General features: G+C 44.7%; 12 protein-coding genes. 7 read left to right on the top strand and 5 right to left on the bottom strand.

What is annotated here, in order from left to right; genetic code table 11:
• Positions 1-183 precede the first annotated feature (183 nt).
• Complete coding sequence (locus tag C9I89_RS21445; protein WP_107285367.1) at positions 184-1128, bottom strand: chemotaxis protein CheV; 945 nt, start codon at positions 1126-1128, stop codon at positions 184-186.
• Between the two features lie 422 nt (positions 1129-1550).
• On the opposite strand from C9I89_RS21445, the gene fdhF reads away from it, so the two are divergent.
• On the top strand, positions 1551-5726 hold the full coding sequence (fdhF, locus tag C9I89_RS21440) for a formate dehydrogenase subunit alpha (RefSeq protein ID WP_107285366.1): 4176 nt from the start codon (positions 1551-1553) through the stop codon (positions 5724-5726).
• A gap of 475 nt (positions 5727-6201) precedes the next feature.
• A complete protein-coding gene (locus C9I89_RS21435; protein WP_107285365.1) occupies positions 6202-6585 on the top strand; it encodes an NADH:ubiquinone oxidoreductase in 384 nt (127 codons plus the stop codon).
• Between the two features lie 135 nt (positions 6586-6720).
• Here C9I89_RS21435 and nagA read toward each other — a convergent pair whose 3' ends face one another.
• Both nagA and C9I89_RS21425 read right to left on the bottom strand, forming a co-directional pair.
• Complete coding sequence (gene nagA, locus C9I89_RS21430; RefSeq protein WP_107285364.1) at positions 6721-7848, bottom strand: N-acetylglucosamine-6-phosphate deacetylase; 1128 nt, start codon at positions 7846-7848, stop codon at positions 6721-6723.
• Positions 7849-8019: 171 nt separating this feature from the next.
• A complete protein-coding gene (locus C9I89_RS21425; protein ID WP_107285363.1) occupies positions 8020-8919 on the bottom strand; it encodes a LysR family transcriptional regulator in 900 nt (299 codons plus the stop codon).
• A gap of 100 nt (positions 8920-9019) precedes the next feature.
• On the opposite strand from C9I89_RS21425, the gene C9I89_RS21420 reads away from it, so the two are divergent.
• Complete coding sequence (locus C9I89_RS21420; protein ID WP_107285362.1) at positions 9020-10417, top strand: MDR family MFS transporter; 1398 nt, start codon at positions 9020-9022, stop codon at positions 10415-10417.
• Positions 10418-10501: 84 nt separating this feature from the next.
• On the opposite strand, the gene C9I89_RS21415 is transcribed toward C9I89_RS21420, so the two are convergent.
• Both C9I89_RS21415 and C9I89_RS21410 read right to left on the bottom strand, forming a co-directional pair.
• Positions 10502-11041 (bottom strand): hydrolase, encoded by a 540-nt coding sequence (locus C9I89_RS21415; protein WP_107285361.1) that lies wholly within the window; start codon positions 11039-11041, stop codon positions 10502-10504.
• Positions 11042-11178: 137 nt separating this feature from the next.
• Positions 11179-12723, bottom strand: coding sequence for a glutamate synthase-related protein (locus tag C9I89_RS21410; protein ID WP_107285360.1), 1545 nt, complete (start codon positions 12721-12723; stop codon positions 11179-11181).
• Between the two features lie 296 nt (positions 12724-13019).
• On the opposite strand from C9I89_RS21410, the gene C9I89_RS22610 reads away from it, so the two are divergent.
• From C9I89_RS22610 to C9I89_RS21395, 4 genes are all read left to right on the top strand, one after another.
• Positions 13020-13169, top strand: a complete 150-nt coding sequence (locus tag C9I89_RS22610; protein WP_170107755.1) for a hypothetical protein — start codon at positions 13020-13022, stop codon at positions 13167-13169.
• A 282-nt stretch (positions 13170-13451) separates the two neighbouring features.
• The gene (locus C9I89_RS21405) at positions 13452-14138 is read left to right on the top strand and encodes a VC0807 family protein (RefSeq protein ID WP_107285359.1); all 687 of its coding nucleotides are present in this window, start codon (positions 13452-13454) and stop codon (positions 14136-14138) included.
• A 291-nt stretch (positions 14139-14429) separates the two neighbouring features.
• On the top strand, positions 14430-14885 hold the full coding sequence (locus C9I89_RS21400) for a hypothetical protein (protein ID WP_107285358.1): 456 nt from the start codon (positions 14430-14432) through the stop codon (positions 14883-14885).
• A 274-nt stretch (positions 14886-15159) separates the two neighbouring features.
• Positions 15160-16074, top strand: a complete 915-nt coding sequence (locus tag C9I89_RS21395; protein WP_107285357.1) for a cation diffusion facilitator family transporter — start codon at positions 15160-15162, stop codon at positions 16072-16074.
• The last annotated feature ends 197 nt before the right edge of the window (positions 16075-16271 follow it).

The raw sequence follows: 16271 nt of genomic DNA, 5'->3' as shown, positions 1-16271 counted from the left end.
CGTCATTCCGTAAAGTGAGGAACGAACTTATACGGAATCTAAGGAGTATTCGGTAAGAACTGGATCCCGGATATCTCGTACCTCGATTCCGGGATGACATGTTTAGGAGCTTCAACGATTCATAGCTTATGTGAAAGCCGCGTTTAATGGCATATATCGTTATTTTAGCTGTATCTGAAAACGTTATTGCGTGATGACTTTGCGTAAGCGATCCTGAACTACCTCGACCAGCAAATCCGGTTGAAATTTAGAGATAAAGCGATCACACCCCACTTTTTGCACCATGGCTTCGTTAAAACGGCCACTTAAAGAGGTATTTAAAGCGATATAAAGGTCGTTCATTCGAGGATCATTTCGCACTTCATGAGTGAGCTTATAGCCATCCATTTCTGGCATCTCGGCATCGGTAAACATCATCAAGATTTCATCGTTGATGTCCTTGCCTTGGTCACACCAGCCTTTCAGCATGTTAAGCGCTTTCAGGCCATTACTGGCTTCGATAACTTCGACGCCAAGTTGAGCCAGAGTTTCGCGGATTTGAGCTCGGGCCGTTGATGAGTCATCGACAATTAAAATTTTACGACCATGGAGATGGCTGACAATCGTGTCGTCGAGTACGTCCTCAGATATCTGGATATTATAGTCAATAATTTCAGCCAGCACTTTTTCAACATCAATGATGCTGACGATGCGCTGAACACCTTCCCGTTCAAGGTTGGTGATCGCTGTCAGGTAATTATTTCGACCAACCTGCTCGGGTGGTGGTTGAATATCTTTCCAGGTCATATTGACAATATTCATGACTTGGCCCACCAAGAATGCCTGAACCGTGCGGTTATATTCAGTAATGATCATGTTGCAATCGGGAGTTTGCTCTGTGCTTCTCATTCCAATGGCACCGCGTAGATCAATAACAGGAATAGAAATACCACGGATATTGGCGACACCACAGATATTGCGATGAGCGCCAGGCAAAGCGTGAAGATGAGGAAGCTTCACGACTTCTTTTACTTTAAAGACATTAATGGCAAAGAGTTGTGAAGTATTCAGTTGGAAGATTAAAAGTTCAAGCCGGTTTTCACCAACAAGCTGCGTACGTTGATCAACAGAGTCTAAAATATTGGCCATAATCTGTCCGGGATATCACTGAATAATTAAAGTTATCATCAAATTATAAAGTGACTTGAATGGTAAAGTCACGTCCTATGTGCGTCTGTTTGACACAGATCTACCTACATAAATGAGGGGATTATAAAAAGAGCGCTTCTTGCCTGTTAAGAATAACTGCCATTTTCGTTCATGTGTAAAAGTTATAGAAATAAAGATTTCAGTGTTTTAAATCAAAGAATTTTGTGCTGCATTTGATACGTTTGGAAGATAATAAAAATTGATGATTTTCCCCCAATCATCCTCGCGCAACTGCTATTCGCACAAGGCGAAATTTAAGAAGCAATGGGTCACTGGAGCCAAAAGATCATTCTTCTACCGAATGCCTTTCAGCTCTTGGTGATCACTATGATGCATTGCCGAGAAAAATAAAGAGGCAATCAATGATAAATGTCACGATAGATGAACAGATTTATACCGTCGATGCTCAACAGACCCTGCTCGACGTTGCAACACACTGCAAAATTGAAATTCCGTCACTGTGTGGATTAAATAAAAGTGGCGAAAAAGACCCATGCGGGTTATGCGTAGTCGATGTCGAAGGGCTGGGCATTCAACGGGCATGTGAAATAAAACCCGTTGAAGGTATGACGGTGACAACCACCTCTGATGAGATTTCGTCGCTGCGTCAACAAGCACTTAATAGAATTCTGTCAGACCACTATGCGGACTGTGAAGCCCCATGCCAGACAGCATGTCCCGCTGGCGTGGATATTCAGTCGTATTTGTACCATATTTCTCAAAATGATCATCAAAAAGCAATTGAGGTGATCAAGCGAACGCTGCCTATGCCACTGTCGATTGGGCGTGTCTGTCCGGCTTTCTGTGAAACAGAATGCCGTCGAGGGCTGGTGGATGAACCATTAGCAATCAGACAGCTCAAACGTCATACCGCCGATATTGATCTGGCGGCACAAGAAAGCTATGTGCCGGAGAAAAAAACAGCTAAAGGCAAATCAATCGCGGTGGTCGGTAGCGGCCCGGGTGGTTTAACCTGTGGTTATTATCTGACCAATGAAGGCTATGACGTTACTGTTTACGAGTCGATGCCAGAAGCGGGTGGCTGGCTACGTTATGGGATCCCGGAATACCGTTTACCAAAAGCAATTTTAAATAAAGAAATTGAGCTGATGTGTCGCAACGGTCTGCAGGTTGAGACGTCTAAAAGGCTCGGTATCGACTTCACCCTGTCTCAGTTAACCAAAGAGTTTGATGCTGTTTGCCTCGCGGTGGGTGCATCGAAAGCCGTCGAAATGAATTACCCGGGCAGCGATCTTGGTGGTTGCTACCTGGGCGTCGATTACCTGAAAGATTATGTGACCGAGCAGCGTTTTACTACCGGTAAGAAAGTGGCCGTGATCGGTGGCGGTAATACCGCCATAGACTGTGCCCGAACAGCCGTTCGCGACGGCGCCGACACAACGTTAATTTATCGACGTACCCGCGATGAAATGCCGGCTGAAGATTATGAAATTGTTGAGGCCGAACATGAAGGGGTGAAATTCCACTTCTTAACCAATCCTGCTGAAAATATTGCCGATGATCAGGGTCGTGTTTGCGAAGTTAAACTGGAAAAAATGGCATTAGGTGAAGCGGATGCGTCTGGTCGTCGCAGACCTGAAGCAACCGGCGAGTTCTTTACCGAAGCTTTCGATACCGTGATCGCGGCGGTATCGCAAAAGCCGGATCTTGATTTCCTTGAAGGTGAAAAGCTGGAGTTACCGGTGACCCGCTGGTTAACGCAAGAATCGGACCCGAATACTATGCACTCAGGGCTGGAGAATATCTTCAGTATCGGTGATTTCCGGCGAGGCCCGGCGACGGCCATTGAAGCGGTCGCTGACGGTCGCGTTGCTGCCGAGGCGATAGATCGCTTCTTTAATGGTGATATGGAACAGATTCCGGTTAAACCATTTAATTCGCAAAAAGAAAGCAAACTGAAGCTGGTCGATCCTGAACACTTTGCCGGTATTAAAAAAGCCATGCGTTCTGTGATGCCGGAATTAAGCAATGCAGACCGTGCGCTTAACTTTAGTGAAGTGGAAACCGGGTTTAGCAACGAAGAAGCCATGCGCGAAGCAGCTCGCTGTCTGGAGTGCGGTTGCCAGGCGAATACCGACTGCAAGCTGCGTGACTATGCGACCGAATATAAGGTTGCCGAAACCAATCTCGATCACGAGAGCCGTCAGAAATTCAGTGTTGATGATAGCTCGGAATTTATTGTTTTTGATGCCAATCGCTGCATCAGCTGTGGTCAGTGTGTCCAAGCCTGTAATGAGCAGGGTGTACACGGCGTATTAAGCTTCTCATCTAGTGCGGTCGTAAGCTGTACTGACGATAGAGAACCCAGTGCAAACCGCCCAGCATGTCGTCCGGGCTTTGAAAATGGTTACAGCATGGGCGATTCAAATTGTGTGCAATGTGGCGCCTGTGTTCAGGTTTGTCCTACCGGGGCTTTGGTCGACAGCCGAGATAAGTCGCAAGGGCGAATCGAAATGCTGACCCCTGTCGATACCATTTGTACCTATTGCGGTGTCGGCTGTAAGTTGACCATGTTTGTTGACGAATCTCTAAACCAGATCCGTTACGTGCAAGGTGCAAAAGATTCCCCGGTGAATCAGGGAATGCTGTGTGTCAAAGGTCGCTTCGGGTTTGACTTTATTCATAGCAAAGAGCGCCTGACTACACCGTTGATCCGTAGGGATGGCCAGCTACAGCCTGCAAGCTGGGAAGAAGCATTAACCTTGGTATCGAATAAGCTGAAGGGGATTAAAACCCAGCACGGCGGCAATGCCTTAGCGGGGTTCTCATCGGCCAAAACGACCAATGAAGATAATTATGCCTTCCAGAAATTCATTCGCCGTGAGCTGGGGACCAATAATGTCGATCACTGTGCGCGACTTTGCCATGCATCGACAGTGAGCGGACTTGAAGCGTCTATTGGCAGTGGCGCGATGACCAATGATATTCCAAGTATCCAACACTCTGATGTGGTGTTTATCATTGGCTCTGACACAACGTCTGCCCACCCGATCATTGCATCGAATATCAAACAAGCCATTCGCCGTGGCAAGGCACGCTTAATTGTGGCCGATCCGAAGCGAATTGATATTGCTGAACATTCAGAACTGTATGTAGCTCATCGTCCGGGTACGGATGTGATGTTGCTGAACGGCATCATGCAGCAAATCATTAAGCATGGCTGGCACGATCAAGCCTATATTGCCGAGCGTGTTGAAGGATTTGATGTACTTAAAGCAGAAGTGATGCGCGAAGAGTACGCACCCGATAAAATCGAGTTGATCACCGGCGTTAAGGCATCTGACGTGATTAAAATGGCGGAAATGATCGGTAAAGCCGAGCGTACTGCGGTTTATTATTCAATGGGTATTACCCAGCATACGACGGGTCACGATAACGTCCGCTCCATTGCTAACCTGCAACTGCTGTGTGGCAACATCGGCATCGAAGGTGGCGGCATTAACCCGTTACGTGGCCAGTCAAACGTACAGGGGGCCTGTGATATGGGTGCCTTGCCTGATAACCTCCCGGGTTATCAGAAAGTCTATTTGCCTGATGTTCACGCCAAGTTTGCTGACGCGTGGAATAAACCGGATTTGCCGAAAGAATCCGGTCTGACTCTGACTGAAATTATTGATGCTGCATGCCATGATCAAGTCAAAGGCTTATATGTGATGGGTGAAAACCCTGTACTGAGTGATCCTAATCAGGCGCATGTCATTGAAGCACTGGAAAAGCTGGACTTCTTAGTCGTACAGGATATTTTCCTGACAGAAACGGCGCAATATGCAGATGTGGTGTTACCGTCTTGTTCATTTGCTGAAAAATCGGGTAACTTCACCAATACTGAGCGACGGGTGCAGCGTATCTCTCCTGCGGTAAACCCACCGGGTGAAGCCAAAGAAGACTGGTGGATCATCCAGAGCATCGCGAATGCAATGGGAAGCGATTGGAACTATCAGTCGGTGCAAGATATAACCGAAGAGATCACTCAGGTAACACCACAGTACGCTGGTATTAGCTGGCAACGTGTCGGTAAAGAGGGGGTCCAGTGGCCATGCAATGACAATGCCCCCGCAGGCACCCGTATCATGCATACTGAGCAATTTACCCGTGGCAAAGGTGTTATGGCCGCAATACCGTTCCGTTATGCTGCAGAATTGCCTGATGAAGAATACCCGTTAGTACTGACAACTGGTCGTCTGTTAGAGCAATTCCATACCGGTACCATGACACGTAAAACGAAAGGGTTAGATAATTTGGCAGGGCCGCGAGCCATGATCTCGGTTGCTGATGCTGAGCGGTTAGGTATTCATAACGGCGAAATGCTGAGAGTATCGACGCGTCGCGGAAGCATAGAAACGCCTGCATTTGTGACAAAGAGAATGCAGCAAGGTGTGGTTTTTGTACCATTCCACTTTGTTGAATCGCCAGCTAACCGCCTGACCAGTTCCGCAACGGATCCCTATGCCAAAATTCCGGAGTTTAAAGTGGCAGCGGTGAAGGTAGAGAAAGTCGAGGAACTGGCGACCGTATAAGTATTATTCACCAGTCTAATATTACTTTGTGAACAAAAAAACCACCAACAGCTTGCTGTTGGTGGTTTTTTATACATGGAGGGTAGTTGTCCTGAAGGTGAACTGTCATTTAATAATGAAATATAAAATTCCATGTTTAATGTTGTTTGCTGGCAAATATTGGTGTGGAAATATCGTTAAATTTCGAATGGAACAATCGATTCCAGAAGAAATAATCATAGAAAGTTTGTTTGTAAAAACTTCTTACAATTTACCGGTTATTTAACATGACATTAGCTGTGTTGGTGAAATTTGATAACTATCAATGAATTGGGGCGTTACTGATTTTTAAATTGATGAAAAACAACTCTTTTCTTCCTCAATGACTAAATGTCACTTTGTATGAAACCCGAAAAAAAAGTGTGAAAATAACACTGTAAGCAAAATTTCTTTATGAAGGGACGCATTTTATCTAATTGTACTTATTGAGGCGATTATGAAATTTGGTTTGATTTTTCTGGTTTCGATTGTGGCAGGTGTCTTTTCTGGTGAACATTTCCACTCATTTATGGTTGGTTTTGGTATCGCAGCTATTGCAGTCGGTGCGGGTTATTGGTTGGCATTTCGTTCAACGCGTTATCCGCAACTTGCTGCGTTGTTGTTGTTGATGGGTATGATAGCGAAAATGGCTGTTACCGTTGTGGGTGTGTTGTGGAGCTTAGAAGCGAATCTGATCAACTCGCCACTGGTTTTTTCATTGTCCTATTTGTTCTTCTCTATCGTAGTGACTTACCTGTACTTCAAACTACGTGAATTCCAGATGAACAGAACATTAAAATCTGCAATGACGAATAAACCATTGGCTGCACAAACTGCGTAATGGCAGAAGAAAGTAGCTTGTCAGATACTGCCAGTAATAAAAAATGAATTAATAAAAAGGGGGCTGACTTAGCCCCTTTTTTGATCTCGGCTTGTTAAACAAGAAACGTATTACTGCGAATAGAAAGTGGAAAACTTAGATTGTGTGCATCTGGCCCATCTGGAAAACGGTCTGTACCTGATTATCATCATCAAGCAGGGTGATGTTCGCTTTGTATCCGGCTTTTAATCGACCATATTCATGGTCGATCTTTAATGCTTTTGCCGGGTATAAACTCGCCATGCGCAATGCTTCTTCGCGGCTGAGGCCGACATGGTCAATCAGGTTTCTTACCCCTTGAATCATGGTAATGGCAGCACCTGCAATCGTCCCGTTCGCATAATGGCATTTTCCTTCCGTTACATATGCAGTGGTACCTGCCATATCATATTCGGTTAGATCAGTTCCGGCAGGAGCCACGGCATCAGTGACCATGAATAACTTTTCCCCCAATAACTGGTGGGCGATACGAACCGAAGCATATGAAGAGTGAATGCCATCGACAATGATCCCGGCATGCAGTTTTTTATCGAAGATGTAACCTACCGTGCCCGGCTCACGAGAGCCTAAAGGTGTCATGGCATTGTAGAGGTGAGTCGCCATGGTTACGCCTTGCTTACTGATCAGATCATCGTAGTTAGCATTGGTATGGCCTAAAGAAACGGTAATACCGGCTTGCGTGAGAATATCGATGACTGCTTGCGGTGTACTTTCAGGCGCAAGCGTAATGACGCGGATCTTATTCGCATTATCAGCAAGGTAATGGGCAGTTTTCTCGTCCAGTTGGCGGATGAACTCCTCTTGGTGCGCCCCTTTTTTTTCTTTACTAATAAATGGACCTTCAAGGTGCAGGCCAAGAATTCCTTCACTGGCAGGGTTGTCGATATCTGCGATTAAGTCGATCGCCTGTTTCATCAATGGAGCCTGACTGGTAATAAAAGTCGGCAGATACTGAGTCGTACCATTTTTGATGTTGGTGGCATTCATGACATCCAGAGTGTTTTTCCTGATATCGGTATTCAGCAACACACCACCACAGCCGTTTAATTGAATATCAATAAAACCGGATGTTGCAAGTAAGCCATTGGCATTAAGAATATTATCTGGCAGTTCTGCTCCTGACATCGGCACAATAGCCTGAATCGTATCTTGTTCAATGATCATTGCTTGGTCATAAAGAATGCGGTGACCATCAAAAACGTTAACATGAGTAATCGCAAACATAAGTATCTCAATTATTTAGCATGCTTATAATTATAGATGGGGCTAGCACCGATCCTATCATAACGGTATTCCCAACCAACGGCGATGGAATGATTTGATTGTCTATCTTATTTTCCATTAAAAAATAAGATAGACAATCAAATCATTTTAGTCAATGGTCAGATACGTTTTTTAAATGATCTTTTTGCAGCTATCAAGAGGTCGCCACTGTTGAAAAATAAAGTCGATCAGCGCCTGGGTACGTTCTGATAGCAGTTTTCGTTGCGGGTGAAGCATAAACACATCTGAACCTTCCATCTGCCAGTCGGGTAACAGTTGCACTAACTCTCCGCTTTGAAGTGACGTTGTCGCGTACCATTGGGGCAGTCGAGCAATGCCCAGGCCGGTAAGGGCGGCATTATGGATACACTCTAACTCATCGGATTGAATACGAGCATTTGGGCTTAGCTTAAACGTATCATCTTCGGTGTGGGTAAATACCCAGCGTTGTTTGGGATTTGGCGAAAGTAGATCATAGCAGCTTAGTTGGTTGGGGTGGGTTAATGCAGGCTTGTTTTGTAAGTAGCTTGGTGTAGCGCACAGTATTGATGGATTGTGTGACAGTTTACGTCCTACCCAGTCTGAGGCTGGCTGGTGACCAAATCGCAGCGCGATGTCAATGTCACCACGCATATAGTAATCATTTTGGTTGCCGAGCTGAAAACGGAGCTGCACCTGAGGATGCTGTTTGGCAAACTCTAATGCAATTGGCCCAATCTGATGCTGCAGCGGAATGATCGGGGCATTAATGACGATAAGCCCGGAGAAATCTTCCTTTTCTTTATCGACATTTTCCAGACGGAGGTGAATATCATCAAACAGTGATGAGAATTGCTGTACTAATAGTTGCCCGTCTTTTGTCAGACTTAATTCTTTAGCATGGCGTAGCAATAATTTACGGCCGGTATCTGATTCGAGCTGTTGGATCCTGCGGCTAAGAGTGCTGGTGGGGACGGCCCTTTGCCGGGCGGCAATGGCAAAGCTGCCAGCCTTTACTACGGATAAAAAAAGGTCTAAGTCATCAAGCTTCATTTAATGATCCCATATTTGGAATGATGAAGCCCATTATATCCTGTTTTCGAATCGGTAAAGTTGTTTTATTTTATATACAGTTTTAGTTATGGGGGAATGTATGTCGCCTAAGACAATTTTTGCTAGCGTTGCGCTTGTTATCGCTTTGGGTTCATTAGAAAAAAGTATTGTCACAACGCCGTTGCCTATTATTGGGCAAGAACTAGGGGCGGGGCAAGCGCTCACTTGGGTGATCACAGCTTATTTATTAGCCGCCACGGCGGTATTGCCAGTCTATGGCAAGTTAAGTGATATGTTCGGTCGAGTAAAAATGCTCAACAGTAGCATATTTCTATTTGTTGGCGGCTCTGTGGCTTGTGCATTGTCACACGATTTATCTGCGTTGATTGCTTCGCGGGTGTTGCAAGGGATCGGTGGCGGTGGCTTGATTGCCTTAGCATTCACGGTTATCGCCGATAGTATTCCCGCTCGTGAAGTCGGTAAATATCAAGGTTATATCTCCGCTGTTTATGCGGTATCCAGTATTGCTGGCCCTATCTTGGGTGGTTATTTTGCTGAGCATTTGAGTTGGCGCTGGGTGTTCTGGATTAATATCCCGCTGGGAGCCTTGGCTTTATGGATGATCAATAAAAACCTCAAGCACCTTAATACTGGACGTAAGTCTAAGTTTGACTGGAAAGGTGCAGGGTTGCTAATGACCGCAACGACCTTGCTGCTGTTACTTATTTCACCTGAATCAACGATTGATATGGGTGTGATGGGGGGCGCGCTGGCAGCGACTGTCATGCTCTTGATCTGGATCGAGCGAAAAGCAAAAGATCCCATTTTACCCGTACGCCTGGTGTTTTTACCGGGATACCTGGCGAGCGTATTGCTGATCCTCTTCTCACAACTGCTTATGTTTGCGGTATTGGTTTATCTGCCATTACAAATGCAGTGGCAAAAGGGTATGACGGCATCTGGCAGCGGTTTAGTGATGATGATCTTTATGTGCAGTATTACCGCGGGGGCATATTTCGGTGGTAAACAAATTGCAAAGAGAGGCTATTATAAGTCCTTTGTTGTTGTTGGTTTTTTATTGGCAACTTTAGCTTTGTGGCAACTTTATGCTGATGTGTTACTACCGTTTGCTTTGGCGTCTGCAGGCCTCGGGTTAGGATTTACGTTACCGGCATTAAGTGTGGTGGTTCAGAATGTGTTGCCAGCAAGAGATCGTGGCATCGGAATGTCGTTGTTTGGCTTTGGCCGAGAGCTGGGTGGGGCGATTGGTGTTGCCATTTGTTCAGCGCTGTTTCACAGTCAGGTTCCCACCTTGATCGCGGAAGGTAGTGAAGGGGCTTTAGCGCATTTTGACTCTGCCATATTAGAGCAAGGCTTCAGTTTGATCTATGCTGGAATGGCAGTGGTCGCTGTGGTGGCATTAGTCATGGCTGTCTTCGCAATGAAGGCGCAGTCACTGTCGTGTGAAATTGCCCGCCATTCTGTGAAAGATAAGTAATAGAAATTGAAATAGGTATAGCCAGAAATAGCCCGGTGAACACCATTGGGCTATTTTCTAATTCTCTTCGTTTAAGCCTTACCATCATTTGATGATTTTTAATATTTGTTTGAAACGTTCGCCTTCCGCGATTGATTGCAACTCAAATAGCGCCATTTCGGTGCATGTGACTCTGACTCCGGCGTGTTGCATTTTATCTAGGGCAAGCTGTTTGTTTTGTGGGTTCCGTGAAGATACGGCATCGCTGATCACTTCGACATGGTAGCCGGCGTCATGTAAATCCATGACTGTTTGATACACACAAATGTGGGCCTCAATACCGGTCACTAACACATTTTTACAGCCAGTTGCTTTGAGTGCAGCAGTAAGTTCAGGGTTACGGTACGCACTGAAGGTGTTTTTAACGACAGGTTCCTGCAGCTTGATATGATCCGTAATTTGAGGAATGGTTGCCCCTAGCTTATCCGGCAATTGTTCTACCCACAGGGTAGGCAGTTGAAGGATATTAGCGCCTTTGACCATGGTTTCAAGATTACTGAACAGAGCCTCTTTCTCGTCCATGATTTGTGCCAGTTTACCCTGAACATCAATAATCATGAGTGCAGTATTGGTGGTATCAAGCATAGTACCTTCCTATTGAAATAATGAGATAAACGTCTAGTAAAGAAGTGCCACGCCTCCAGCATAATGGCTTCTGTTTTTTGTGCAATTAGACGTTACCCTTATGTGAACTATTGCAGGCGAGAAGAATAAGTACCGCTTCAATCGCGCTGTTTAAACCCTGAATATTCAATTCCGGCTAATCTTGCCATCTCATGATCCCATGTTGCCAAATCATCTTTATTGAATTGATTTAAGTGGCGGTGGCCACAGGCTCTTGCCATGACTTGCATCAGTTCGGTCGATGCGGCAAAAAAATTAGCCAGTTGTTTGGCCGCTTTGTCGGGATTTAGTTTCTGGCGTAAATCCTTATTCTGCGTCGCGATACCTGCTGGGCAATTATTGGTATTACAGATACGAGCAGCAACGCAGCCAATTGATTGCATGGCGCTGTTAGCAATGGCAATGCCATCGGCACCCAGTGCCAGGGCTTTAATAAAATCACTGGGTACCCTTATGCCACCAGTGATGATCAGAGTGACATGATCTGTCATGCCTTGTTTATCAAGAAAGTAACGGGCACGTGCTAAAGCTGGAATGGTGGGGACGCTGATGTGATCCCGAAATAATTGCGGGGCTGCTCCCGTACCACCGCCACGACCGTCAAGAATGATATAGTCTGCGCCAGCTTCGAGAGCAAATCCCATGTCACGTTCGATATGGTTAGCACTGAGCTTGAATCCAATGGGGATCCCATTGGTGATTTCCCTAACATCATTAGCGAACTCGGCGAAATCCTTCACGGTTTTCAGATCTGTAAATGTTGGGGGTGAAATTGCGTCAGTTCCTTCCGCCAATCCACGTACTTGCGCAATTCTTCCTACATTCTTGGCGGCAGGAAGGTGACCGCCTGTTCCTGTTTTAGCTCCCTGACCGCCTTTAAAATGAAATGCCTGTACCATTTTCAGTAATTCTTCGTTGTAACCAAATTTGGCGCTGGCCAGTTCATAAAAATAACGGCTGTTAGCTTGTTGTTCATCTGCGAGCATGCCACCTTCACCAGAGCAGATCCCCGTACCGGCCAATTCAGCCCCCATAGCTAACGCCGTTTTGGCTTCTTCCGACAACGCACCAAAGCTCATGTCCGAGACAAACAATGGTATATCAAGTACTAATGGTCGTTTTGCTTTCGGGCCGATAACCAGTTCGGTACCAACTTTGGCATCTTCCAGTAATGGCTTGGCGGCCATCTGCGCCACCATGATTTGAATGTCATCCCAAAGAGGCAATTGATAACGTGGCACCCCCATGGCAGTCATAGGGCCGTGGTGCCCCAACTTTGACAGGCCTTCCCGAGCTAGTTGATGAATGAAAGCAACGGTGGGCTCTTCCTTTGTAGCGGTGGCCACAGGCATTGCATCATGACTACTTTGTACGCCGGGGCCTTCTTTACCGATATCACTTGTTGAAAATTGTTGATGAGTGCCATCACAGAAAGGGGCATTCTGAGTGTGTTTACAGGCGCATAAGTATTCTTCACTGCTTTTATCAGGTTTAAAAGCCTTAGGGGTAATACCTGTGCCTTGATGAGAACCATCACAAAAGGGTTGGTTGGCTGAACGGCCGCAGGCACAGAAGTGATACTCCTCACCGACATTAAGATGGACTTTGAATGGACGGTTATTAGCCACAATCGGTTTAGTCATCACTCGACTCCTTTTTAAATTGTTTCGTGTGCTTACAACGTCATTTTGTGGTTTATATTTCCCATACCTAAGGACTCAGTATGGAGGAGGAAAGCAAATTTTGCCTACACGGACTAATGATGGATTGTTCAAAATAATAGAACAAACTGTTCCAAAACGACGTGTTTAAAAAATGATAGAGGCGGAGTACAGTGGCGTCCAATAACTTGGTGACGCGCTATATACCTAAATTATCTCAAGAGACAGCGGAAGTTCTGAATTCTACATCATGAGATAGGTGGGATAGGATACACATAATGAATAAGTATAAAAAAATAATGAGTGTAATGAGTGTAATGAGTGTGATGGTTTATGTCGCAGGCCTGGTAGGGGCAGTATTTATCTTGCCGGCTTGTATTGGTTTTGTCTTGTCAGAGTTAGCACCATCGGTTCTTCACTTGCCTTAACCCATTTAAGAGTAAAATTTGAGCTTACAGACGGAACACCTAATTATCGCTGATGTGCAACTTGCACGGATATAGTTGATAAATGTAACTGGTATAAATTAACTATCTTTTGCTCGGCCTCCTTTTATGGAGGTTTTTTTATATCTGCTATCAGTGTTTTGTAGAGCTTTCCGGTTCTGGTGGCCCTCTACCTTAATGCTTTGTAACGTGATGCCCCTTTACAGCATCGAAAAATAGCGGAACAATGGGCAGGCATTTCTTTAGTAACCTTTGAATGAGATTATGGCTGAAAAAAAAGCGAACCCATTTACTGACTTGATCTTTAACGTCATTGTACCTTCTGTCATTCTCATGAAATTGAGTGGTGACGAACATCTTGGCTCAGTTGGTGCGCTTGTTATCGCATTAGCATTTCCTGTTGCTCTTGGTGGCTACGAACTGATCCGATTCAAAAAGTTTAATTTCATCTCATTGTTAGGCTTTGTCAGTGTCTTGCTTACTGGTGGTATTGGTCTGTTAGAACTGGATACCAAATGGTTAGCCGTAAAGGAAGCTCTGATCCCTGGCTTAATTGGCTTGGGGGTCTTCATTTCAACCTACACTAAATATCCTGTTGTTAGTAAGATGCTTTTAAACGATAACGTTTTAAATCTTCCTTTGATCAGAGAAAAATTAGCGATGAATAACAAGCAAGATCAATTTGATCGTTGTCTTGTGCAGTCTAACCACTTGTTTGCCTGTACGTTTATTTTCTCGTCGGTGATGAACTATATTTTAGCAACCACGATTGTAACCAGCCCTTCCGGCTCTGCTGCTTTTAACGAAGAGCTAGGAAAATTGACCTTAATGAGTTATCCGATGATAGCGATTCCATCGATGCTAATGATGATGGGCATTTTTTATTTCGTCTGGCGTAAAACGCGTCAGATGACACAGCTTGAATCAGCCCAGATTTTTAAAGCTCAATAATCAGTAAAAATCCGGAATCGATTGGTTCCGGATTTTTTTATTCCGGATCTCAACCTGTTGCTTTAATTGTGTTCACGAAGAGTCATCTGTCAGTGAGTCACTGGAGGGGCCTTTACGTCATATTCAACCATTCTCTTCAATCACTTAGGTCAATAAGTCAGTCGGGTTAAGTGGATCTTAGAGTCTTATAGTTGAGACTTTATTGGGTTTAAATAGACACTTTGGCAGAATCGGTAATACTTAATTAAGAGCACCGTAGGGGGGCTCTTAACTTTTTTGTGGTGTGTTGTTATGAAGTTGTTTTCAGGGTTTCTATCACTTTATCTGATCGCTGCTTGTACATCTCAAGAGTCGGTCAATAATCAGTTAAGTCAGCAGGGTCAGTTCATACAAGACAAGTGCTACAACACATCGACGTACAGCCTATCCGAATCCTTTGACGAATTTATTCATGATCGTCAGCAGGAGTTGAATGTACTGCGTCCAGAACTGACAGATGAAAACTACGACCAGTTAGATTTTGCTCTAAAGCACTTTTCAACTCACTGGGATGAGCTGAGTTCAGAGCGGGATATGGCGTGTGAACAACGTGCTACCTGTGAGTTTTTCAAAACTAAAAATGCCAAGAAGCAAGGATATGCTCAGGATGTCTGCGAAAGTACAGATTTTAAATACAATGTAAGCCGAGCTAAGATCATTACTTTTTTTAATGATATTGAGCGGTTACAGTTGCAAAGAGACGAATAAAGCCAAGATACAGCCTGCTAGCTTCCGCAAAGATTGTACAGTGTAGAACCTTCTTTCACTCTGCTATGCCTTGAGTATGACCTGAAATTGTTTAATTGATTGATTATACGTGATATCTAAACATGGTTTTGATACGCTAGAACCACATATCCATTGCATAAATTAAGTGCTATGGTGATTAAAAAGCAATCTTGAAAAATAGCCGTTTTGAGAAATAGCTGTATTGATAGATAGTCGTTTATACATTTGTTACAGAAAGTGAAAGGAGGATAATATGGCTACTAGCCGTAAAATTAGTAAAGAACGTCTTGCTCTGAAATTATCTCTAGCCGGTACTGTTCTAGTTGCCAGCCTGGGTATTGGCTATGGACTTTATGTCGATTCTAACGCCATTTTGCTTGACGGTATGTTCTCATTTCTAAGTATGGGTATGACGGGATTAAGCCTGTACACCGCGTATTTAGTCTCAAAACCTGATGATAGGCAATTCCAGTTTGGTTATGCTCATATCGAGCCGCTTATTAATGTCGTCAATGGTTTGCTCATCTTAATTACCTGCTTGTTCGCTTTCATTAGCGGTGTGCAAACCATTGTCAAAGGTGGTCATGATATTGTCTTGGAACACGCACTGATCTATGCGGTTCTATCAACCATTTGTTGTTTTGCTATCTACTATACAGAAACCCATATCGCTAAGAGTGTGGATTCAGAGCTGGTTCGTGTCGACTCGCAAGAATGGTTGGTCGATGGCATACTTAGCGCAGCTATCTTAGTTGGCTTCATTCTAGTGGTGATTTTTGATTCAATGGGGTATTCCCGTTGGAATGCTTATGTTGACCCAATCCTCGTATCCACTCTTTCTATTGCGGCATCGGTTTTACCTATCAAGGTGTTACGTCGTAATATTCGTGAGGTGCTATTGGTTGCCCCGCAAAATCAGGCGCAGCGAAACGTTGATCGTGTGATAGAAGCTCTTTCAAAGCAGTATCACTTTGATGGTTACACACACCACCTTGCGAAAATCGGGCGTCAGTATGATCTTGAAATTAACATTTTAGTTAAAGATGATGCACATTGGACAACAAAGCGGCAGGATTATATTCGTCAATTGTTATGGAATGAGTTATCCGATGATCTGGGTGAGACTTGGTTGTCAGTTAGCTTTACGGGGCAGGAACGGTGGTTGTAAGCGACACAATTCTCCAGTGATCTGAACTCGCATTTTGATAGGTGTGAGTATAGACAGCGGCTTCGGCCGCTTTTTTGTTTGCCCAGCAAAGCTGGCAAACCCGTTCACTTGAAAGATAGTGGAGTCACCCCGGCTAAGGGGAAGACAATCCGAATGGCAAGGGCGTCACTGGCTAACGGTGGGGTCTGAAGGAAGCC

The organism is Photobacterium lipolyticum, from assembly GCF_003026475.1.
Lineage (GTDB): Bacteria > Pseudomonadota > Gammaproteobacteria > Enterobacterales > Vibrionaceae > Photobacterium > Photobacterium lipolyticum.
This window is presented reverse-complemented; position numbering and strand designations above follow the sequence as displayed.

What these genes read in the sequence shown, in the direction of transcription:
- C9I89_RS22610 (WP_170107755.1), top strand. Translation starts at nt 13,020, where the DNA reads ATGAATAAGTATAAAAAAATAATGAGTGTAATGAGTGTAATGAGTGTG.
- C9I89_RS21395 (WP_107285357.1), top strand. Translation starts at nt 15,160, where the DNA reads ATGGCTACTAGCCGTAAAATTAGTAAAGAACGTCTTGCTCTGAAATTA.
- C9I89_RS21425 (WP_107285363.1), bottom strand. Translation starts at nt 8,919, where the DNA reads ATGAAGCTTGATGACTTAGACCTTTTTTTATCCGTAGTAAAGGCTGGC.
- C9I89_RS21435 (WP_107285365.1), top strand. Translation starts at nt 6,202, where the DNA reads ATGAAATTTGGTTTGATTTTTCTGGTTTCGATTGTGGCAGGTGTCTTT.
- nagA (WP_107285364.1), bottom strand. Translation starts at nt 7,848, where the DNA reads ATGTTTGCGATTACTCATGTTAACGTTTTTGATGGTCACCGCATTCTT.
- fdhF (WP_107285366.1), top strand. Translation starts at nt 1,551, where the DNA reads ATGATAAATGTCACGATAGATGAACAGATTTATACCGTCGATGCTCAA.
- C9I89_RS21405 (WP_107285359.1), top strand. Translation starts at nt 13,452, where the DNA reads ATGGCTGAAAAAAAAGCGAACCCATTTACTGACTTGATCTTTAACGTC.
- C9I89_RS21420 (WP_107285362.1), top strand. Translation starts at nt 9,020, where the DNA reads ATGTCGCCTAAGACAATTTTTGCTAGCGTTGCGCTTGTTATCGCTTTG.
- C9I89_RS21415 (WP_107285361.1), bottom strand. Translation starts at nt 11,041, where the DNA reads ATGCTTGATACCACCAATACTGCACTCATGATTATTGATGTTCAGGGT.
- C9I89_RS21410 (WP_107285360.1), bottom strand. Translation starts at nt 12,723, where the DNA reads ATGACTAAACCGATTGTGGCTAATAACCGTCCATTCAAAGTCCATCTT.
- C9I89_RS21400 (WP_107285358.1), top strand. Translation starts at nt 14,430, where the DNA reads ATGAAGTTGTTTTCAGGGTTTCTATCACTTTATCTGATCGCTGCTTGT.
- C9I89_RS21445 (WP_107285367.1), bottom strand. Translation starts at nt 1,128, where the DNA reads ATGGCCAATATTTTAGACTCTGTTGATCAACGTACGCAGCTTGTTGGT.